The organism is Streptomyces sp. BoleA5 (assembly GCF_000373665.1).
Lineage (GTDB): Bacteria > Actinomycetota > Actinomycetes > Streptomycetales > Streptomycetaceae > Actinacidiphila.
The window spans coordinates 1-19987 of sequence record NZ_KB892128.1; the positions used below are offsets into that span (position 1 = coordinate 1).

At 72.1% G+C, this 19987-nt stretch carries 17 protein-coding genes; 12 read left to right on the forward strand and 5 right to left on the reverse strand.

What is annotated here, in order from left to right:
• From B085_RS0132355 to truA, 3 genes are all read left to right on the forward strand, one after another.
• Positions 1 to 646, forward strand: a 646-nt coding sequence (locus B085_RS0132355; RefSeq protein WP_018562759.1) for a DNA-directed RNA polymerase subunit alpha, incomplete at its 5' end; no start/stop codon positions are given.
• Positions 647 to 727: 81 nt separating this feature from the next.
• Positions 728 to 1231, forward strand: coding sequence for a 50S ribosomal protein L17 (gene rplQ, locus B085_RS0132360; RefSeq protein ID WP_018562760.1), 504 nt, complete (start codon positions 728 to 730; stop codon positions 1229 to 1231).
• Positions 1232 to 1303: 72 nt separating this feature from the next.
• A complete protein-coding gene (gene truA, locus B085_RS0132365) occupies positions 1304 to 2161 on the forward strand; it encodes a tRNA pseudouridine(38-40) synthase TruA (RefSeq protein ID WP_018562761.1) in 858 nt (285 codons plus the stop codon).
• A 28-nt stretch (positions 2162 to 2189) separates the two neighbouring features.
• Here the strand turns inward: truA and B085_RS0132370 are convergent, their stop codons facing one another.
• Both B085_RS0132370 and B085_RS44485 read right to left on the reverse strand, forming a co-directional pair.
• Positions 2190 to 4040: a hypothetical protein gene (locus tag B085_RS0132370; protein ID WP_018562762.1), complete on the reverse strand. Its 1851-nt coding sequence runs from the start codon at positions 4038 to 4040 to the stop codon at positions 2190 to 2192.
• Positions 4041 to 4066: 26 nt separating this feature from the next.
• A complete protein-coding gene (locus tag B085_RS44485; RefSeq protein WP_018562763.1) occupies positions 4067 to 5107 on the reverse strand; it encodes a hypothetical protein in 1041 nt (346 codons plus the stop codon).
• Positions 5108 to 5173: 66 nt separating this feature from the next.
• Between B085_RS44485 and B085_RS0132380 the strand changes: the two genes are divergently transcribed.
• The 4 genes from B085_RS0132380 (at position 5174) to glmM (ending at position 9567) form a co-directional block, all read left to right on the forward strand.
• Positions 5174 to 6796 carry an ATP-binding cassette domain-containing protein gene (locus B085_RS0132380; protein WP_026251682.1) on the forward strand — a complete coding sequence of 541 codons (1623 nt, stop codon included), beginning with the start codon at positions 5174 to 5176 and terminating at the stop codon, positions 6794 to 6796.
• A gap of 278 nt (positions 6797 to 7074) precedes the next feature.
• Positions 7075 to 7521, forward strand: a complete 447-nt coding sequence (gene rplM, locus B085_RS0132385; RefSeq protein ID WP_018562765.1) for a 50S ribosomal protein L13 — start codon at positions 7075 to 7077, stop codon at positions 7519 to 7521.
• Positions 7522 to 7561: 40 nt separating this feature from the next.
• Complete coding sequence (gene rpsI, locus B085_RS0132390) at positions 7562 to 8062, forward strand: 30S ribosomal protein S9 (protein ID WP_018562766.1); 501 nt, start codon at positions 7562 to 7564, stop codon at positions 8060 to 8062.
• 146 nt (positions 8063 to 8208) lie between these two features.
• A complete protein-coding gene (gene glmM / locus B085_RS0132395) occupies positions 8209 to 9567 on the forward strand; it encodes a phosphoglucosamine mutase (RefSeq protein ID WP_018562767.1) in 1359 nt (452 codons plus the stop codon).
• Between the two features lie 11 nt (positions 9568 to 9578).
• Here glmM and B085_RS0132400 read toward each other — a convergent pair whose 3' ends face one another.
• The 3 genes from B085_RS0132400 to B085_RS0132410 form a co-directional block, all read right to left on the reverse strand.
• Complete coding sequence (locus tag B085_RS0132400) at positions 9579 to 10526, reverse strand: DUF389 domain-containing protein (RefSeq protein ID WP_018562768.1); 948 nt, start codon at positions 10524 to 10526, stop codon at positions 9579 to 9581.
• A gap of 28 nt (positions 10527 to 10554) precedes the next feature.
• Positions 10555 to 11556 carry a type I pantothenate kinase gene (gene coaA / locus B085_RS0132405; protein WP_018562769.1) on the reverse strand — a complete coding sequence of 334 codons (1002 nt, stop codon included), beginning with the start codon at positions 11554 to 11556 and terminating at the stop codon, positions 10555 to 10557.
• A 147-nt stretch (positions 11557 to 11703) separates the two neighbouring features.
• Positions 11704 to 14268, reverse strand: coding sequence for a YfhO family protein (locus tag B085_RS0132410; RefSeq protein ID WP_018562770.1), 2565 nt, complete (start codon positions 14266 to 14268; stop codon positions 11704 to 11706).
• A gap of 371 nt (positions 14269 to 14639) precedes the next feature.
• Between B085_RS0132410 and B085_RS0132415 the strand changes: the two genes are divergently transcribed.
• From B085_RS0132415 to B085_RS0132435, 5 genes are all read left to right on the forward strand, one after another.
• Positions 14640 to 15614, forward strand: coding sequence for a glycosyltransferase family 2 protein (locus B085_RS0132415; RefSeq protein WP_018562771.1), 975 nt, complete (start codon positions 14640 to 14642; stop codon positions 15612 to 15614).
• Positions 15614 to 16006, forward strand: coding sequence for a GtrA family protein (locus tag B085_RS0132420; protein WP_018562772.1), 393 nt, complete (start codon positions 15614 to 15616; stop codon positions 16004 to 16006). The genes B085_RS0132415 and B085_RS0132420 overlap by 1 nt, the downstream gene beginning before the upstream one ends.
• 120 nt (positions 16007 to 16126) lie before the next feature.
• A complete protein-coding gene (gene glmS, locus B085_RS0132425) occupies positions 16127 to 17974 on the forward strand; it encodes a glutamine--fructose-6-phosphate transaminase (isomerizing) (protein ID WP_026251683.1) in 1848 nt (615 codons plus the stop codon).
• A 7-nt stretch (positions 17975 to 17981) separates the two neighbouring features.
• Positions 17982 to 18350, forward strand: a complete 369-nt coding sequence (locus B085_RS0132430; protein ID WP_018562774.1) for a holo-ACP synthase — start codon at positions 17982 to 17984, stop codon at positions 18348 to 18350.
• A gap of 140 nt (positions 18351 to 18490) precedes the next feature.
• On the forward strand, positions 18491 to 19963 hold the full coding sequence (locus B085_RS0132435) for a bifunctional ADP-dependent NAD(P)H-hydrate dehydratase/NAD(P)H-hydrate epimerase (RefSeq protein ID WP_018562775.1): 1473 nt from the start codon (positions 18491 to 18493) through the stop codon (positions 19961 to 19963).
• Positions 19964 to 19987 lie beyond the last annotated feature (24 nt).

The following is a 19987-nucleotide window of genomic DNA, read 5'->3' on the forward strand; positions in this document are numbered from 1 at the left end:
CACTCTGAACGGCAAGGGCAAGCTGGAGATGGAGCTGACCGTCGAGCGCGGTCGCGGCTACGTCTCGGCCGTGCAGAACAAGCAGCAGGGCCAGGAGATCGGCCGTATTCCGGTCGACTCGATCTACAGCCCGGTGCTCAAGGTCAGCTACAAGGTCGAGGCGACCCGTGTCGAGCAGCGCACCGACTTCGACAAGCTGGTGGTCGATGTCGAGACCAAGCCCGCGATGCGTCCGCGTGACGCGGTGGCCTCGGCCGGCAAGACCCTGGTCGAGCTGTTCGGCCTCGCCCGCGAGCTGAACGTCGACGCCGAGGGCATCGACATGGGCCCGTCCCCGACGGACGCCGCCCTGGCGGCCGACCTCGCGCTCCCGATCGAGGAGCTCGAGCTCACCGTCCGTTCCTACAACTGCCTCAAGCGCGAGGGCATCCACTCCGTGGGTGAGCTCGTGGCGCGTTCCGAGGCCGACCTGCTCGACATCCGCAACTTCGGTGCGAAGTCGATCGACGAGGTCAAGGCGAAGCTGGCCGGCATGGGCCTGGCCCTGAAGGACAGCCCGCCCGGATTCGACCCGACCTCCGCCGCCGACACCTTCGGTGCGGACGACGACGCCGACGCCGGCTTCGTCGAGACCGAGCAGTACTGATCAGACTGCCCCTGGGCGTCCGCCCGGGGGGCCCTGACACCGGTACCTGACACGGCCGGTGCAGATCAGAGGAGAAACACCATGCCGAAGCCCGCCAAGGGTGCCCGTCTGGGCGGCAGCGCCGCGCACGAGCGTCTGCTTCTCGCGAACCTCGCGAAGTCGCTGTTCGAGCACGGCCGCATCACCACCACCGAGGCCAAGGCGCGCCGTCTGCGTCCGGTCGCGGAGCGCCTGATCACCAAGGCGAAGAAGGGCGACATCCACAACCGTCGCCTGGTGCTGCAGACGATCACGGACAAGAGCATCGTCCACACGCTCTTCACCGAGATCGCCCCGCGGTACGAGAACCGCCCGGGTGGTTACACCCGCATCACCAAGATCGGTAACCGTCGCGGCGACAACGCGCCGATGGCCGTCATCGAGCTGGTGGAGGCGCTGACCGTGGCCCAGCAGGCCACGGGCGAGGCGGAGGCCGCGACCAAGCGCGCGGTCAAGGAGGCCGAGACCAAGACCGAGGCCCCGGCCGAGGACAAGGCCGAGGCTGAGGCCACCGAGGCTCCGGCCGAGGAGTCCAAGGACGCCTGACGTCCCGACCGGACGGGCCCGCACCCAGATCGCTGGGGGCGGGCCCGTCCGCGTGTTTGAGAGGATCTGCGGGTGAGTGTGGCGAGCGATGACGTGGAGCCCGGGTACGTCCGGGTGCGGCTGGACCTGGCGTACGACGGGGCCGAGTTCTCCGGGTGGGCGAAGCAGCGCAGCAGGCGGACCGTGCAGGGGGAGCTGGAGTCGGCCCTCCAGACGGTGCTGCGGCTGCCCGACCCGGTCGACCTGACGGTCGCCGGGCGTACGGACGCCGGTGTGCACGCCCGGGGCCAGGTCGCGCACGTCGACCTGCCGGAGGAGGTCTGGGAGCTGGAGGGCGGCAAACTGCTGCGCCGGCTGGCCGGACGGCTGCCCTGGGACGTACGGGTGTGGAGGGTCTCGCGGGCCCCGGCCGGCTTCGACGCGCGCTTCTCGGCGATCTGGCGCCGCTACGCCTACCGGGTCGGCGACCACCAGGGCGGGGTGGACCCCCTGCTGCGGGGGCACGTGCTGTGGCACGACCGGCCGGTGGACGTCGACCTGATGAACGAGGCGGCGCGCAGGCTCCTCGGCGAGCACGACTTCGCGGCCTACTGCAAGAAGCGGGAGGGTGCGACGACCATCCGCACCCTCCTGGAACTGCACTGGGAGCGGGACGCCTCGGGGCTGGCCGTGGCGACCGTACGGGCGGACGCCTTCTGCCACAACATGGTGCGCGCCCTGGTCGGGGCGATGCTGCTGGTCGGCGACGGCCACCGGCCGGCCGGCTTCCCCGGGGAGGTCCTGGCGGGACGGGTGCGGCACTCGGCGGTCAACGTGGTGCGGCCGCACGGGCTGACCCTGGAGGAGGTCGGCTACCCGGCGGACGAACTGCTGGCCGCGCGCAACCGCGAGGCCCGCAACATGCGCACCCTGCCGCTGCCGCGCGCCTGAGGGGCGGGCCCGGCGGGGCCCGCGCCGCTCATCTGCGGCGGCGCAGTGCCGTGAACACCTGGGTGAGGACGTAGCCGGAGCCCAGGGAGGTCAGCACCAGGGGGACCGGGCGGAGCCGGTCGTGGAAGGCGCCCCACCAGGAGAGGCAGGCGGCGGGGGCGAGCAGCAGCAGGTACAGCGCCCGGGTCGCCCACCAGCGGCCCGGCAGGCGCACCGCGGTGCCCCGCGGGGGGAGCGGCATCGCGCCGTCCTCCGTGGTGAGGGTGTCCCTGACCCCGGAGAGGAAGCCGCGGGGGGCGAGGACCCGGGCGCCGGGCAGCCCGTCGAGCGCCGCGGGACGCTCCCCGAAGCCCTCCGGCAGCGCCGGCAGGCCCAGTGCCGTCACCGTGTCCGCGAGCCGCCGCCCGGGGGCGTCCATGCCGCGCAGCAGTGCGGTGAGGGGCCGTGTGTCGCGGACGCCGTAGGCCGTGGCGAGGGCGGCGGCCGTGGCACCGGCGGCCTCCAGGGACGGTACGGGCGCCCCCGGCGCCCATTCGTGCGCGGCGACCTTCCTGCCCTTGGCGTACAGCGTGATCCCGTACCGGTCGCCCGAGCGCTGGAGGACGACCGCGGGCCACTTCTCGCCCGCCGTGAACAGGTCGACCGCCCCCGCCAGGCTGCCCTCCCCGGTCAGCTCGACATGCGTGAAGCCCGCTCCCGCCGGGGCCAGCCGCAGCCCGGTCCGGCACAGCAGCGCCGCCTGTGCGACGGCGGTCAGGGACGCGGACGCCACCGCCAGGGTGCGCGGCGCCCAGTCGGAGGCGTCGGCGGGGACGGGGACGGCGGGCGGGGTGCCGAAGAAGGGGGTGCGGGTGGCGACCTGCATGCGCACCGCGGTGCGGAAGTCCAGGAACTCGCGGCGGGGGTCGGCGCCCAGGTAGGACCAGGGGAAGGCGGTGGCGTGCACGCCGATCTCACGGAAGACGCCCAGGGCCTCCCGCCAGCGGCCCGCGCGCGCCAGCATCAGCGCCAGGTGGTTGCGGAACCCCGCCGCCTCCGGATCGCCGGGGTCGTACCAACCGGACAGCTCCAGGGCGCGGTCGAGGGCGGCCGTGACGCGGGCCGGCTCGATCACGTCCGCGCCGGAGGCGTCGTCGGCGGCGGGCCCGCCCGCGACGATCTCGTACTCGACGGCGGCGAGCAGCGGCAGCGCGTTGATCTTCGAACCGGGCAGGGCCTCCTCGGCGGCCTGTTCGGCGAACTCGAACATCTCGCGGTGGGTGCCGTACCACTTGGCGCACAGGTACTGCAGGGCGGAGGCGTGGCAGCCGTAGTGGTGCGGGGCGCGCTCGACGGCCTCGGTCCAGTACGCGTCGAAGATCTCCCGCGAGGACTGCATGCCGCGCGCGTGGGTGAGGGCGACGCGCCACGGCACGGGGTCGGCGGGGTTGAGTTCGGCGGCCGCGCCGATCACCGGCACCGCGTCCTTGAGCAGCGTGAAGAAGGCCTTGAACTGCTCCGGCGAGACCTCCGAGGCGCGGGCGCCGCTGCGTATCTCCCAGGCCTGGTGGATGCACAGGTCGGCTTTGACCAGCGCCGCGTCCGGGTCGTCGGGCGCGGCGGCGAGCCAGGCGTCCAGCCAGCCGGGGTTGTGGAGGGCGAACTGCGCCAGTTCGGAGACGTAGGTGTCGCGCAGCTCCCACTGGCAGCCCAGCCGGGTCGCGGACAGCAGCTCCCGGGCGGGCCCGTGGTCGCCGGTGCCGGCCGCGGCGAGCGCGCCGCGCAGCGGGACGCCGGGTACGTCCAGGACGACGGCCTCGTCCGGTGGCAGGCCGGCGCCGACGGCGGCGCCGTGGCGGAGCGTGCGGGGCAGGGTCAGCAGCGTACGCAGGGAGGGCATGCCGTTCCGGTCCGGGTGGGGTGGGGTCAGTTGGCCGGTGAGGCGGCCTCGGAGGCCATCGCGGCGTCGGCCTGGTCCCTGCCGCGCTGGACGATGCGGCTGAAGGCGTAGTTGAAGCCGTCCTGGCCGGCCTGCCGGGAGGCGGTGTCGGAGCCGGTGGCCGCGCTGCCGTTCTTGGGGCCGGAGATGGTGAAGTACGCGTAGCGGCCCACGGCGCCGGACTTTGACCAGCACTTCACGGCGTGGCAGAAGTCGGCGACGCCGCCGCCGTTCAGCGGGCGCACGAACTTGTTGTTCTTGGCCAGCTTCTTCGCGGAGGCCGTGTCCTTGAACACGGCCACGCCGACGGTGACCGCGGAGCCACCGCGGGTGTAGGTCACGCGCATCATGCGGGTGCAGCCGTTGCGGGTGAGCGCGGCGGCCAGCGGGCCGGTCGCGGCGTCGGCGCAGTCGCGGTTGTCCTTGGAGGCGGTCTTCACGTAGGAGCGGCCGCCGGAGTAGTCCAGCTTCTTGCCGGGGAAGAGGGTGCCCGCGCCGAGCGGGGCGGTGTCCTTGGCGGCGGTGGAGAGGAAGTCGAGCGGGCCGTAGGTCGGGCCGGGGGAGACCTCGGAGAAGGAGGGCTCGGGGGGCAGGGCGACCTCGGAGGAGGGGGCGGCGGCGGTCACGGTGGGCGAGGGGCCGGGGCTGCCGCCGGAACTGACCACGGCGACCGCGACGATCACGGCGACGGCCGCGGCGGCGAGGACGCCGCCGCCTATGAACAGCAGCCGGCGGCGTCTGGCGCCGGCCTCCGCCTCGTCGGCGAGCGCCGACCAGTCCGGCTCCTCGGCGACGCGCGGTGCGGACTGCGGCTGCGCGGGGCCCCGGGTGCCCTGGCCGGGCTGCGGTGGCGACCAGTCGGCCGGCGGGGTCCAGGCAGGCTGCTGGGCCTGGTGGTCGGGGCCCCCTACGACCTGGCCGCGGAGTACCTGGCGCTGTTCCCCGGGGGTGCCCGGGACGCCTTGCTGTCCCGGCGGTGCGGTCCATCCCTGGTTCGGGTTGTACGGCTGCTGCGGCCCGTCAGTCATGGCGCGGAGTCTATAGAGGAGAAAACCCGTTTGGCGGCCGGCGGCCGCGCTACGACAATCCACTGCATGGGACATGTGGACGTTGCGCATCTGGAGTACTACCTGCCGGACGGCCGGGTGTTGCTGGGCGACGTCTCGTTCCGGGTGGGCGAGGGTGCCGCGGTGGCCCTCGTCGGGGCGAACGGCGCAGGCAAGACGACCCTGCTGCGGCTGATCTCCGGCGAGTTGAAGCCGCACGGCGGCACGGTCGCGGTGAGCGGCGGACTGGGTGTCATGCCGCAGTTCGTCGGCTCGGTGCGGGACGACCGGACCGTGCGGGACCTGCTGGTGTCCGTCGCGCCGCCGCGGATCCGCGAGGCAGCGGCGGCCGTCGACGCCGCCGAGCTGGAGATCATGGCGCAGGACGACGAGGCCGCCCAGCTGGCCTACGCGCAGGCGCTCAGCGACTGGGCCGAGGCCCGCGGCTACGAGGCCGAGACGGTCTGGGACATGTGCACCACGGCGGCGCTGGGCGTCCCGTACGAGCGGGCCCAGTGGCGCGAGGTGCGGACGCTGTCGGGCGGCGAGCAGAAGCGGCTGGTGCTGGAGGCGCTGCTGCGCGGCACCGACGAGGTACTGCTGCTGGACGAGCCGGACAACTACCTCGACGTCCCCGGGAAGCGCTGGCTGGAGGAGCAGCTGCGGCAGACCAGGAAGACGGTGCTGTTCGTCTCCCACGACCGGGAGCTGCTGGCGCGCTCCGCCGAGAAGATCGTCAGTGTGGAACCGGGGCCGGCCGGCTCGGACGTGTGGGTGCACGGCGGCGGCTTCGCCACGTACCACGAGGCGCGCCGCGAACGCTTCGCCCGCTTCGAGGAACTGCGGCGGCGCTGGGAGGAGGAGCACGCCCGGCTGAAGAAGCTCGTACTGACCCTCCGTCAGCAGGCGGCGATCAGTCCCGACATGGCCTCCCGCTACCGGGCCGCGCAGACCCGGCTGCGGAAGTTCGAGGAGGCGGGGCCGCCGCAGGAGCCGCCGCGCGAGCAGGACATCCGCATGCGGCTGTCCGGCGGGCGGACCGGCCTGCGCGCCGTCACCTGCGTGCGGCTGGAGCTGACCGGGCTGATGAAGCCGTTCGACCTGGAGGTCTTCTACGGGGAGCGGGTGGCCGTCCTCGGTTCGAACGGCTCGGGCAAGTCGCACTTCCTGCGGCTGCTGGCGGGTGACACCGGCGTGCGGCACTCGGGGGAGTGGAAGCTGGGCGCGCGGGTCGTGCCGGGGCACTTCGCGCAGACGCACGCGCATCCCGAGCTGATGGGGCGCACCCTGGTCGACATCCTGTGGACCGAGCACGCGCGCGACCGCGGCAAGGCGATGTCGGCCCTGCGGCGCTACGAGCTCGACCGGCAGGGCGACCAGCGCTTCGACCAGCTGTCGGGCGGGCAGCAGGCGCGCTTCCAGATCCTGCTGCTGGAGCTGGCGGGCGCGACGGCGCTGCTGCTGGACGAGCCCACCGACAACCTGGACCTGGAGTCGGCGGAGGCCCTGCAGGAGGGGCTGGAGGCGTACGACGGGACCGTGCTCGCGGTCACGCACGACCGCTGGTTCGCCCGCAGCTTCGACCGGTACCTGGTCTTCGGCGCGGACGGCCTCGTCCGGGAGGTGCCGGAGCCGGTGTGGGAGGAGGCGCGGGTCGTGCGCGAGCGGTGACCGGGGGGCAGGGCCACGGGCGGGGGGACGGGCGGGGCGACCGGCGCGGGCGCGCCCCGCACCGGCTGTTTTGACCCGAACGGGCAGGCGCGGGTATTCTGCAGGTTCGTTATGCGTACTGGCTTGCTCGTTCTCACGTGAGAGGCCGTTACGCCGGTCCACCGGGCCGATGACCAGCGTTCGCCCCGCGGTATGCGTCGCCGCAGGCGACAGGGCTGTCGTGATCGTCCGGGTGGCCTTGTCAGTACCCACTCACTGAAGAAGCGAAGGCTACGACCGTGCGTACGTTCAGCCCCAAGCCCGGCGATGTCCAGCGCCAGTGGCACGTCATTGACGCGCAGGACGTCGTCCTGGGCCGTCTGGCGTCCCAGGCCGCGTCCCTCCTGAGGGGCAAGCACAAGCCGATTTATGCGCCTCACGTCGACACGGGTGACTTTGTCATCATCATCAACGCCGACAAGGTGCACCTCTCCGGCAACAAGAAGCAGCAGAAGCTCGCCTACCGTCACTCGGGCTTCCCGGGCGGTCTGCGCTCCGTCCGCTACGACGAGCTGCTCGACAAGAACCCCGAGAAGGCCATCGAGAAGGCCGTCAAGGGCATGCTGCCCAAGAACAGCCTGGGCCGCCAGATGCTCTCGAAGCTGAAGGTGTACGCGGGTGCCGAGCACCCGCACGGCGCCCAGCAGCCGGTTCCGTTCGAGATCAGCCAGGTCGCGCAGGGCTAGTCCCGGCCACCACCGACACAGAAAGCATCTGAGGAGAATCGTGGCCGAGACCACCCCTGAGACCCCTCTCGTCGAGGACGGCGAGATCGTGGAGACCATCGAGATCCCGGAGGAGTACACCTCCGAGTCCCTCGCCTCCCGCTTCGGCGAGCCCCAGCCGGCCGCCGGCACGGGTCGCCGCAAGGAGTCCATCGCCCGCGTCCGGATCATCCCGGGCTCCGGCAAGTGGACGATCAACGGTCGCACCCTGGAGGAGTACTTCCCCAACAAGGTGCACCAGCAGGAAGTCAACGAGCCGTTCAAGATCCTTGAGCTCGACGGCCGTTACGACGTCATCGCCCGCATCAACGGCGGCGGCATCTCCGGCCAGGCCGGTGCGCTGCGCCTGGGCGTCGCCCGTGCGCTGAACGAGGCGGACGTGGACAACAACCGCGGCCCGCTCAAGAAGGCCGGGTTCCTGACCCGCGACGCGCGTGAGATCGAGCGCAAGAAGGCCGGTCTGAAGAAGGCCCGCAAGGCGCCGCAGTACAGCAAGCGCTAAGCATCACGCGCGCGCTCCACTGCACGTACGCCCCGGAGGCACTTTGTGCGTCTCCGGGGCGTACGCATTCCGGGGGGTATAGGCGTATAACCGGATGAACGCCCGACGGGTACGGGGCGGAGCACGGCAACATCTCGGAGGAAAACGTGGGACGACTCTTCGGTACCGACGGCGTGCGCGGTGTCGCGAACGCGGACCTGACGGCTGAGCTGGCGCTCGGACTGTCGGTCGCGGCGGCGCATGTGCTCGCCGAGGCGGGAACGTTCGAGGGCCACAAGCCGGTGGCCGTGGTGGGACGGGACCCGCGGGCGTCCGGAGAGTTCCTGGAGGCCGCTGTGGTGGCCGGGCTCGCCAGCGCCGGCGTGGACGTGCTGCGGGTGGGCGTGCTGCCGACCCCGGCCGTGGCCTATCTCACCGGCGCGCTCGGCGCGGACCTGGGCGTGATGCTCTCCGCGAGCCACAACCCGATGCCCGACAACGGCATCAAGTTCTTCGCCCGGGGCGGTCACAAGCTCGCGGACCAGCTCGAGGACCGCATCGAGTCCGTCTACGACGAGCACCGCACCGGTGCCCCCTGGGACCGCCCCACCGGGGCCGGCGTGGGCCGTGTGCGCGAGTACGACGAGGGCTTCGACCAGTACGTCGCCCACCTGATCGCCGTCCTGCCGAACCGCCTGGACGGCCTGAAGATCGTCCTGGACGAGGCCCACGGTGCCGCGGCCCGTGTCTCGCCCGAGGCCTTCGCCCGGGCCGGCGCCGAAGTGATCACCATCGGCGCCCAGCCGGACGGCCTCAACATCAACGACGGCTGCGGCTCCACCCACCTGGACCTGATCAAGGCCGCCGTCCTCGACCACGGCGCGGACCTCGGCATCGCCCACGACGGTGACGCCGACCGCTGCCTGGCCGTGGACCACCAGGGCAACGAGGTCGACGGCGACCAGATCCTGGCCGTGCTGGCCCTCGCCCTGCGCGAGGCGGACCGGCTGCGCAAGAACACGGTCGTCGGCACCGTCATGTCGAACCTGGGCTTCAAGCTCGCCATGGAGCGCGAGGGCATCGAGCTGATCCAGACCGGCGTCGGCGACCGCTACGTGCTGGAGTCGATGAAGGAGCACGGTTACGCGCTCGGCGGCGAGCAGTCCGGCCACGTGATCATCCTCGACCACGCCACCACCGGCGACGGCACCCTCACCGGCCTGATGCTGGCCGCCCGGGTCGCCGCCACCGGCCGTTCGCTGGCCGAGCTGTCCGCCGTCATGGAGCGGCTGCCGCAGGTCCTGATCAACGTCCGGGACGTCGACAGGAGCCGCGTCGAGTCCTCCGCCGAGCTGTCCGTCGCCGTGGCCGAGGCGGAGGCCGAACTCGGTACCACCGGCCGGGTGCTGCTGCGCCCCTCCGGCACCGAGCCGGTGGTCCGCGTCATGGTCGAGGCCGCCGACATCGACCACGCCCGCTCCGTGGCGAGCCGGCTCGCCGACGTCGTGAAGTCCGCGCTCGGCTAGAACGGCACGGCTCAGGAAGCCCGCGACACCGAACGCCGCCTGCGCTGCATCGCCCAGAAGCCCTTCTGGGCGAGCAGCGTCAGGACGCCCGCGATGACGATGCCCGCCAGGTTGACGCCCAGCTGCACCGACGAGCCCCACAGCTCGTGGTAGTCGCCGTAGGACAGGGCCAGGGCGGCGTTGGCGGCCGCCGGGACGGTGGTCACCGAGATCGCGACGCCGACCAGGGCGCCGGATTTGGCGGAGGTCAGCGAGAGGATCCCGGCGATCCCGGCGAGGAAGGCCACCGCGAAGGAGCTGGCGTCCGGCTGCCAGATGAAGGCGGTCGACGGATGCGGCGCCGTGAAGTCGTCCACGCTGAAGACGCCGAGGGCGTCCATCAGGTAGTTGAAGCCGCCGGTGAGCACCATCGCCACCGGGAAGCCCACCACCAGTGCCGTCAGAGAGCGCCGGGCCAGCCGCCCGTTGCGCTGGACCAGGCCGGTGCACACACCCGCCAGCGGCCCGAACTCCGGGCCCACCACCATCGCGCCGACGATCAGGATCGCGCTGTCCAGCATCACGCCGCAGGCCGCCAGCATCGTCGCCAGGGCCAGGAACGCCAGATAGGTGACGGTGAGGGTGGACTCCTCATGGGTCGCGTCGGTCAGCGACTGCCACAGCACGGCGTCCGCGCCCTCACCGGGCGCCTCCTCCTCGGCCCGGTCGGCGTTGCGCGACAGCGACAGGTCGATGTGCTCCACCGCGATGGAGCCCGCCTCGGCGACGCCCGTTCGCCGCAGGGCCTGCAGCAGTTCGTCACCCGCCTCGCGCGCGACGTCGCACATGACGATGTCCCCGTGCGGGTTGCGGGCCGCGCCGGGCAGCACCGCGACGTGGGTGGCGCCGACGGTTCCCTCGACGAGGGCGAGGACTTCGTCGGTGCTCTCCTGCGGGACGATCATCCGAAGATGCAGCATGCGGGGCAGGCTACCCCCGGCCGCCGGACTACAGCTTGCGCAGGGAGAGCTTCTGGACCTTGTGGTCGGGGCCCTTGCGCAGGACCAGGGTGGCCCGGCCCCGGGTCGGGAGCACGTTCTCCAGCAGGTTGGGCTGGTTGATGGCGCGCCAGGTGTGGCGGCCGTACTCCATGGCCTCCTGCTCGGAGACCTCGGTGTAGCGGTGGAAGTACGACAGGGGGTTCTGGAAGGCGGTCTCGCGCAGCTTGCGGAAGCGCGCCAGGTACCACTGCTCGATGTCCTCGGTGCGCGCGTCCACGTACACGCTGAAGTCGAAGTAGTCGGCGAGCGCGACCCGGGTGCGGCCGTCCTTGCCCGGCAGGGCGGGCTGCAGGACGTTCAGGCCCTCGACGATGAGGATGTCCGGCCGCCGGACCACCAGCTCCTCGTCCGGCACGATGTCGTAGATCAGGTGCGAGTAGACGGGCGCGCGCACCTCGTCCTTGCCGGCCTTCACGTCGGCCACGAAACGCGTCAGGGCGCGCCGGTCGTACGACTCGGGGAAGCCCTTGCGGGACATCAGCCCGCGGCGCTGCAGCTCGGCCTTGGGCAGCAGGAATCCGTCGGTGGTGACCAGTTCCACCCGCGGGTGCTCCGGCCAGCGGGCGAGCAGCGCCTGCAGGATGCGGGCGGTGGTCGACTTGCCGACCGCGACGCTGCCGGCGACGCCGATGACGAAAGGCGTACCGGTCTGCGAGCCGTGGCCCTCGCCGGTGTCGTCGAGGAAGGTGTTGACCGCGCCGCGCAGGCCGTGGGTGGCGCCGACGTAGAGGTTGAGCAGTCGTGACAGCGGCAGGTAGACGTCGATCACCTCTTCCAGGTCGATGACGTCGCCGAGGCCGCGCAGCCGCTCGACCTCTTCGGCGGTGAGCGGCAGCGGCGTGCGGTCGCGCAGCGCACTCCACTCGGCCCGTGTCAGGTCGACGTAGGGAGTCGCCTCCGACCTGGGCCGGTGGGCGCTTTGGGGCATCGAGGAGACCGGTGAGATCACAGTCCATTGTTAACGGAGTTTGAACGGGACGGCGGAGTGGGGTGCGTCACGCGGCGGCCACCAGGGCGGATCGCGCGTCAGGCATCCCAGGTCGTGGTGGCGGGCGCCGTCGGCCGACGGCGCCCGCCACCACGGCGGCATGCGGCCCTATGCCGAAGTCGCCCTCTGCACGGGCCTGGCGACCGGGGGCTCGGACGGCTCGTCCGGGGCCGGCTGCCCTCGACGGCTCCTGAGCCGGCGCAGCAGCACCGGCCAGGCCAGGCCCAGCAGCGACACCCCGGCGGCCGCCGAGCCCAGCCGCAGCCCAGGCGGTCGGAAGTCGCAGCTGATCCGAGTGGTGTTGCCGTCCAGTGGCACCGAGATCAGGCCGAGGTAACTGCCGGCCGGCTTCTCCTCGCCCTCGCCTGCTGCGCACTGCCAGCCGGCCGTCCGCGGGACGGCGATCACGGCCGTGCCCGTGCTTCCGGCGGGCAGTTCGGCCTCCAGACCGCTGCTGCCGACCTGGACGCTGGTGGCCGCGGTGGCCTTGAGCCGCTGTGTGGCGGCGGCGAGCCTGGCCGGGTCCATGCAGCCCACCGGCTGCTCGGGGAGCACACCTGACTGGGCGGCGTGCAGCTCGACGGTGAGCGGGGCCGTCCCCGCGGCCGTGCCGAGCCGTCGCATCGCGGCTCCCAACTGCGCCGGTTGGCCGCGGAACTTCGCGGCCGGTCCGCCCGGGAGCTGCGCGGTCCCGGTGTACGCGGGGGCCCACAGGTACACCTCGCTGCCGGACGGGCAGGAGAAGGTGAGCCGGTCTGTGGCCCCCGCACCGGCCGCGCTCCCCCCGGGGAGCCGGTAGCCGTGGTCGCGGGTGCGGGCGACGGCGTGGCCGTCGGCCGGGCTGACCGAGACGCCGGGCAGGGTGTAGACCTGCGCGCCGAGCAGCTGTTCCTGGTTGCGGAAGGCCGACCGGCCGAAGGCAGGCGGGTGCTCCGACGGCCGCACGGTGACCAGCGGCGGAACGTCCCTGCGGGTGACCGTCATGGTGTCGGGGTGCACCCGGGCGCCGACCGAGAAGATGGTGTCCGTGACCGAGTTGTCCAGGCTCTGCGGCGAACGGCCGAGCGCGGACCAGCCTGCGCCCAGGGAGAACAGGGTCCGGCTGAGAGCGACCGAGGTGAGGCTGCTGTAGTACTGCGCTCCCTGCCCGCCGACGACCAGCGGATCGTTGCCGGTGCTCTGGGGGATGCCGGGGTCGGTGCGGTACCGCGGCCAGCCGTCCGCCTCGGCGACCAGCCGGCTCTGCTGCTCCTGGTACTCCCCCCACACCGGATGGCTGGGGAACCTGCTCTGCCGCGCCCGGACCGCGTAGTCCGCACTGATGGTGGCCTGTCCGAGCTGCGACCCCACGAGCAGTACGACCGCGAGCGCCACCAGGAACCGGCGGTGGCGGCGGGCGGTCAGGCCCAGCAGCACCACGGCGCCCGCCGCGGCCGCGGTGCCCGCGACCAGGGTGGGCACCGTCCAGTCGCTGATGAACTCGCTCCGCATGGCGCCCGCGGTGATCAGCGCCAGCGTGCCCAGGCCGGCGAGCAGCGGCCGGAAGCCCGGTACACCGTGCGCGAAGGCCTGCCAGGCGGCGATCACCAGCAGTCCGCTGAAGATGAACGCCTGCCGGTAGGCGCTGCCGTTGGGCGTGCTGAAGGCGTGCCAGGCCAGATGGGTGGGCCCCCACTGCATGGACGCCACCATCCCTACCACCAGCAGGGTCCACACCAGACGCACGCGTGCGGCTACCGCGCCGTTGAACGGCAGACACAAGGCGAGGAGCAGTACCGCGGTACCCACGTAGACGGCGGGATCCATGGAGCTGTAGGTGGCGGGGAGCATCCGGGCGAGTACGTCCGTCCAGTCCCGGGGGGAGAACTCCCTGACCGATCCGGGGTACGCGTGCCGGGTGCCGAGCGCGATGGTGAACAGCAGCGGCGCGGACAGGCCGATGCCGAGCGCCGTGGTGAGTGCGGCGCGCAGTACGGCCGCGCAGCGCTCTCTCAGCGTGGTGTCGCTGATCAGCAGCTGGGCGATCAGCACCAGGCCGGCGCCGATGGTGGCCATGTACGCCGTGTAGAAGTTGGAGATCCAGACCAACGCGACCAGTGCCGTGCCGAGCAGTCGGCGACGGCCGTGTCGCGCCCACTCCCCGACGAGGCACAGCAGCGGGAATCCGATCAGTCCGTCCAGCCACATGGGGTTGATCGCACCCTGGGAGAGCGACCAGCCGCACAGCGCGTACCCGGAGCCCAGGACCGCCGCCACCCAGCCGCGGCCGCGCCTCAGGGAGAGCAGCAGCCATGCCATCGCGGCCGCGGCAAGGGCCAGTTTCAGCACGGTGATCGCATAGAGCGCCAGGTCGATCCGGTCCCTCGGGAAGAGCACGACCAGCAACGAGAGGGGGCTGCCCAGATAGGTGCCTACGTCGGGCAGCGAGCTGGAGCCGTAGCCGGACTGCCAGTTGACCAGCAGGCCGCCGTCCGTGCGGCCGTGCAGGAGGTCCCACAGCCAGGTGTGGAAGGGGACGAACTGGTTGGCGAGGTCGATCACACTGCGGGAGCGGGGTCCGAAGGGGAAGCTCCGGGCCAGCGCGTCACCGGCGCAGACGGCCACGGCGGTGAGCAGCGCGGCAAGTCCCGCGGCACGCTGGCTGCGGTCCCTGACCGGCGTCCGGATTGACATCTGGCCCCTTTCCCTCCCGACGGTCTTCCGGAATAACGTCCGCCGTTTATGCGACCGCGCACGTACGAAGACCGGACCGATCGCCCGAAAATCGGTCTGATCTCGAGGATGCTAGCAGCACGAATCAAACCGCCGAGTCCGCTCCGGATCGCGCTGTGGCAGGGTGACGACGTGCGGAGTGCCGGGCCGGCCGAAGGTGTCGGTGCCCTTGTTCAATAAGTGGACTTGCTTTCGTTACCCACCGCACATCCTCGGCGGGTACACAGGGCAACCTGTCGGTCCGTCGGGCCGCTTTCGCCGCCGCCCGCGTAAATGGACCCGTGTTAGGGTCCCTGCGCACTTGGCCCAGTAGCACGCTTGGAGCGAGAAGCATGCTCATATCCGTCGTGGTTCCGTGCTTCAACGAAGAGGACGTCATAGCCCGCTTCCATGATCATCTGGTTATGGAACTCGCGATGATCGGCCATGACTTCGAAATCGTCTACGTGGACGACGGAAGCCGGGACCGGACCCTCTCCATCCTGGAGCAGCTGGGCGACCGGGACGGCCACGTACGCTTCGTCTCCTTCAGCCGCAACTTCGGCAAGGAGGCGGCCATGCTGGCGGGACTGCAGCACGCCTCGGGCGACGCCGTCGTCATCATGGATGCGGATCTGCAGCACCCCCCCGAGCTCATACGGCGCATGGCCGACCTGCACGCCGACGGTTACGACCAGGTCATCGCCAAGCGGACCAGGGAGGGTGACCGGGTCACCCGGACGATCGCCGCCCGTGCGTACTACCGGGTCATCAACCGCCTGGTCGACGTGGAACTGGTCGACGGGGTCGGTGACTTCCGGATGCTCTCCCGTCGCGCGACGGACGCGGTGCTCGAGCTCACCGAGTACAACCGCTTCTCCAAGGGTCTCTTCGCCTGGGTGGGATTTCCGACCGCCACTTTCGAGTACCAGAACGCCGTACGCGAGCAGGGCCGCAGCAAGTGGACGTTCGGCAAGCTGCTCAACTACGGACTCGACGGCCTGCTGTCCTTCAACAACAAGCCGCTGCGCATCGCGCTGTATCTCGGAATGCTGCTGCTTTCCGTCGCCTTCGCGTATGCCGCATGGATTGTCGGTGGCGCTCTGGTTAACGGAGTGAGAACTCCTGGATATGTCACGCTCGTGGTGGCGATCACGGCGCTGTCGGGTGTGCAGATGGTCATGCTGGGAGTGGCCGGTGAATATGTCGGCCGAATTTACTACGAGGTCAAGCGGCGCCCGCACTATCTCGTGAAGGCGACCAACGTCGCCTCCGCCCGGACCGGGAGCCGGAACGCGCCGGAGGTGCGGAAGGAACTGGTCCGCTGATGCTCGGCCAGCTCATCCGGTTCGGGATGGTGGGAGTCGCCAATACCGGCGTCTACTACGGCCTGTACCTGCTGTTTCTGCTGCGGCTGCCGTACGTGGCGGCGCACGTCCTCGCCTTTGTGCTCAGCATGATCGGTTCGTACTTCCTGACGACCTGGTTCACCTACAGGACCCGGCCGAGCTGGCGTACGTTCCTGCTCTTCCCGCTCACCAACGTGGCCAACTTCGTGATCACCACCGGGGGTCTCTACCTGCTGGTCGACGTCCTGCGGGTGGGGAGCTGGTTCGCGCCGCTGATCGCCTCGGCGGCGGCTGTGCCGGTCACCTTCGTGGTCTCCCGCATGATCATGGTCCGGCCGGGGGCGGAAGCGGTCGGTGGCCAGGCGGCGTGACACACGGCGCCGCTCGCGAGGCGTCCCCGTGATCACCAGGGCGTTCGGACCCGTGGGAAATTCCGATTTCGGGCAGGCTCCGGCAGGTCCGGGCGCCGGTCGGACCGTAGGCTACGGCACATGTGCGGAATCGTTGGATACGTGGGCGGCCAGTCCGCCCTCGACGTTGTCATCACGGGTCTGAAGCGGCTCGAGTACCGGGGATACGACTCGGCGGGCGTCGCCGTCCTCGCCGACGGCGGCCTGGCCTCGGCGAAGAAGGCCGGCAAGCTGGCCAACCTGGAGAAGCTGCTGGACGAGCGCCCGCTGCCGGCCGGCCCCGCCGGCCTCGGGCACACCCGCTGGGCCACCCACGGCGGACCCACGGACGCCAACGCGCACCCGCACCTGGACAACGCGGGCCGGGTCGCCGTCGTCCACAACGGCATCATCGAGAACTTCGCCGCCCTGCGCGCCGAACTCGCCGAGCGCGGCCACGACCTGCTCTCGGAGACCGACACCGAGGTCGTCTCCCACCTCCTCGCCGAGGCCTACTCCTCCACCGGGGACCTGGCCGAGGCGATGCGCCAGGTCTGCGGCCGCCTCGAAGGCGCCTTCACGCTGGTGGCCGTGCACGCCGACGAGCCGGACGTCGTGGTCGGCGCCCGCCGCAACTCCCCGCTCGTCGTGGGCGTCGGCGACGGCGAGAACTTCCTCGCCTCCGATGTCGCGGCCTTCATCGCGTACACCCGCGACGCCATCGAACTCGGCCAGGACCAGGTCGTCGAGCTGCGCCGCGAGGGCGTCACCGTCACCGACTTCGAGGGCAAGCCCGCCGACGTCCGGCCGTACCACATCGACTGGGACGCCTCCGCCGCCGAGAAGGGCGGCTACGACTACTTCATGCTCAAGGAGATCGCCGAGCAGCCCAAGGCCGTCGCGGACACGCTGCTGGGCCGGATCGACGCGAGCGGCCTGCTCACCCTCGACGAGGTGCGCATCCCCGCCACCGTGCTGCGCGAGATCGACAAGATCGTCATCGTCGCCTGCGGCACCGCCTTCCACGCGGGCATGATCGCCAAGTACGCGATCGAGCACTGGACCCGCATCCCCTGCGAGGTCGAGCTCGCGAGCGAGTTCCGCTACCGCGACCCGATCCTGGCCCCCCGCACGCTGGTGGTCGCGATCAGCCAGTCCGGCGAGACCATGGACACCCTGATGGCCCTGCGGCACGCCCGCGAGCAGGGCTCCAAGGTGCTGGCCATCTGCAACACCAACGGCTCCACCATCCCGCGCGAGTCGGACGCGGTGCTCTACACGCACGCCGGCCCCGAGGTCGCCGTCGCCTCCACCAAGGCGTTCCTCACCCAGGTCGTCGCCTGCTACCTCGTCGCCCTCTACCTGGGCCAGGTGCGCGGCACGAAATGGGGGGACGAGATCCTTGCCGTCATCCGCGAGCTCTCCCAGATCTCCCGCCAGGTCGAGCAGGTCCTGGAGACCATGGAGCCGGTCCGCGAACTGGCCCGCTCCCTCAAGGACAAGAACACCGTCCTCTTCCTCGGCCGCCACGTGGGCTACCCCGTGGCCCTGGAGGGCGCGCTCAAGCTCAAGGAACTCGCCTACATGCACGCCGAGGGCTTCGCCGCCGGCGAGCTCAAGCACGGTCCCATCGCGCTGATCGAGGAGGACCTCCCGGTCGTCGTGGTCGTGCCGTCGCCGCGCGGACGCTCGGTGCTGCACGACAAGATCGTCTCCAACATCCAGGAGATCCGGGCCCGCGGCGCGCGCACCATCGTCATCGCGGAGGAGGGCGACGAGTCCGTCGTCCCCTACGCCGACCACCTGGTGCGGGTCCCGCAGACCCCGACGCTGCTGCAGCCGCTGGTCACGACCGTGCCGCTGCAGGTCTTCGCCTGCGAACTGGCCACGGCCCGCGGGAACGAGGTCGACCAGCCGCGGAACCTCGCGAAGTCCGTCACGGTCGAGTGATCACGCAGTGATCATCGGGGTGGGCATCGACGTCGCGGAGATCGACCGCTTCGAGCAGTCCCTGGAGCGCACGCCCGGCCTGGCGGAGCGGCTCTTCCTCCCCGGCGAGCTCCACCTCCCCAGTGGGGCCCGCCGGGGCGGCGCCTCCCTCGCGGCGCGGTTCGCCGCGAAGGAGGCGGTGGCGAAGGCGCTGGGGGCGCCCGGAGGGCTGCACTGGGCGGACGCGGAGGTCGTCACGGAGGATTCGGGGCAGCCGCGGCTGGTCGTCCGGGGGACGGTGGCGGCCCGGGCGGAGCAGTTGGGGGTGCGGACGTTCCACATCTCCCTCAGCCACGACGCGGGGGTCGCGTCGGCGGTGGTCATCGCAGAGGGGTGACCCTTCCGGGGTGCCCCGGGCCGCAAGGGGCACCCCGACCACGACGGCGCGGCACACGACAACCGGCCGCAACCACGACCGTGCCGCGCACAGACGCTGCACCGCGCGCAACCGCGCGCCCGCGGTGGGAACATGGCCGCATGCGGGTGGCGTACAGCGTGGAGACCGTACGGGCGGCGGAGCGGGCGCTCATGGCGCGGGTTCCGGAGGGGGCCCTGATGCAGCGGGCGGCGGCCGGCCTCGCGGCGGCGTGCGCGAACGCGCTCGGCGCCGGGGGCGGGGTCTACGCGGCCCGCGTCGTCGTGCTGACCGGGAGCGGGGACAACGGCGGCGACGCCCTGTACGCGGGGGCCCGCCTGGCGCGGCGGGGGGCGGGGGTGACCGCCGTCCTGCTGGCGCCCCGGAAGGCGCATCGCGGCGGCCTGGCCGCCCTGCGCGCCGGGGGCGGCCGTGCCGTCACCGCGGAGGACGTGGACGCGGTGGCCCTGGTCCACCGCGCCGACCTCGTGCTGGACGGCATCGTGGGGATCGGCGGCAAGGGCGGCCTGCGTCCCGAGGCGGTGCCGCTGGCGGAGGCCGCGCACGCCTCCAGGGCGGTCGTGGTCGCCGTGGACCTGCCCAGCGGTGTGGACGCCGACACCGGCGAGGTCCGGGGCGCGGCGGTGCGCGCCGACATGACGGTGACGTTCGGCACATACAAGCCGGGCCTGCTCGTGGACCCGGCCGCCGGGCACGCGGGAGCCCTGCGCCTGGTCGACATCGGCCTCGGCCCCGACCTGGCCGGCACCCCGCCCGACCTGGAGGCGCTGCAGCACGCCGACGTCGCCGCCCTCCTGCCGGTCCCGGAGGCCGAGAGCGACAAGTACCGGCGCGGGGTGGTCGGCGTCGTCGCGGGCTCGGAGCGCTACCCCGGGGCCGCGGTGCTCGCGGTGGCCGGGGCGCTGCGCGCCGGCGCGGGGGCGGTGCGGTACGTGGGCCCGGGGGCGCAGGCCGTGCTGGCCCGCTTCCCGGAGACGCTGGTGTCGGCGGGGCCGCCGCACAAGGCGGGCCGGGTACAGGCCTGGGTCGTGGGCCCGGGGCTGTGCGACGGGCCGGAGGCGCGGCGCGCGGTGGACGACGTGCTCGCCTCGGACGTGCCGGTGCTCGTGGACGCGGACGGCCTGCGGCTGCTGGACCGGGCCGTGGTGCGCTCCCGCACCGCGGGCACCGTGCTGACCCCGCACGCCGGGGAGGCGGCGGCGCTGCTCGGTGTGGCCCGCGAGGAGGTGGAGGCGGCGCGGCTGGACCACGTGCGGCGGCTGGCCGACGCCTTCGGGGCGACGGCGCTGCTGAAGGGCTCCACGACGCTCGTCGCGTCACCGGAGCCGGGGGTGCCGGTCCGGGTCAATCCCACGGGGACGTCCTGGCTGGCGACGGCGGGCAGCGGTGACGTGCTCTCCGGGATCACCGGGTCCCTGCTGGCCGCGGGGCTCGCCCCGCGTGACGCGGCCTCGGCCGGCGCCTACCTGCACGGATTGTCGGCGCGGGTCGCGGCGGGCCCGGTGGGCGCGCCGGTCGCCGCGCACGACGTGGCCGCCGCCCTTCCCGGTGCCTGGCGCGACATCAGGTCCTGAGCCGCCGTCAACTGGGCGAAACGG

Coding starts and splice junctions, on each gene's coding strand:
- glmS (WP_026251683.1), top strand. CDS start 16,127: ATGTGCGGAATCGTTGGATACGTGGGCGGCCAGTCCGCCCTCGACGTT.
- B085_RS44485 (WP_018562763.1), bottom strand. CDS start 5,107: ATGACTGACGGGCCGCAGCAGCCGTACAACCCGAACCAGGGATGGACC.
- B085_RS0132435 (WP_018562775.1), top strand. CDS start 18,491: ATGCGGGTGGCGTACAGCGTGGAGACCGTACGGGCGGCGGAGCGGGCG.
- B085_RS0132370 (WP_018562762.1), bottom strand. CDS start 4,040: ATGCCCTCCCTGCGTACGCTGCTGACCCTGCCCCGCACGCTCCGCCAC.
- B085_RS0132415 (WP_018562771.1), top strand. CDS start 14,640: ATGCTCATATCCGTCGTGGTTCCGTGCTTCAACGAAGAGGACGTCATA.
- B085_RS0132400 (WP_018562768.1), bottom strand. CDS start 10,526: ATGCTGCATCTTCGGATGATCGTCCCGCAGGAGAGCACCGACGAAGTC.
- B085_RS0132410 (WP_018562770.1), bottom strand. CDS start 14,268: ATGTCAATCCGGACGCCGGTCAGGGACCGCAGCCAGCGTGCCGCGGGA.
- B085_RS0132420 (WP_018562772.1), top strand. CDS start 15,614: ATGCTCGGCCAGCTCATCCGGTTCGGGATGGTGGGAGTCGCCAATACC.
- rplQ (WP_018562760.1), top strand. CDS start 728: ATGCCGAAGCCCGCCAAGGGTGCCCGTCTGGGCGGCAGCGCCGCGCAC.
- B085_RS0132380 (WP_026251682.1), top strand. CDS start 5,174: ATGGGACATGTGGACGTTGCGCATCTGGAGTACTACCTGCCGGACGGC.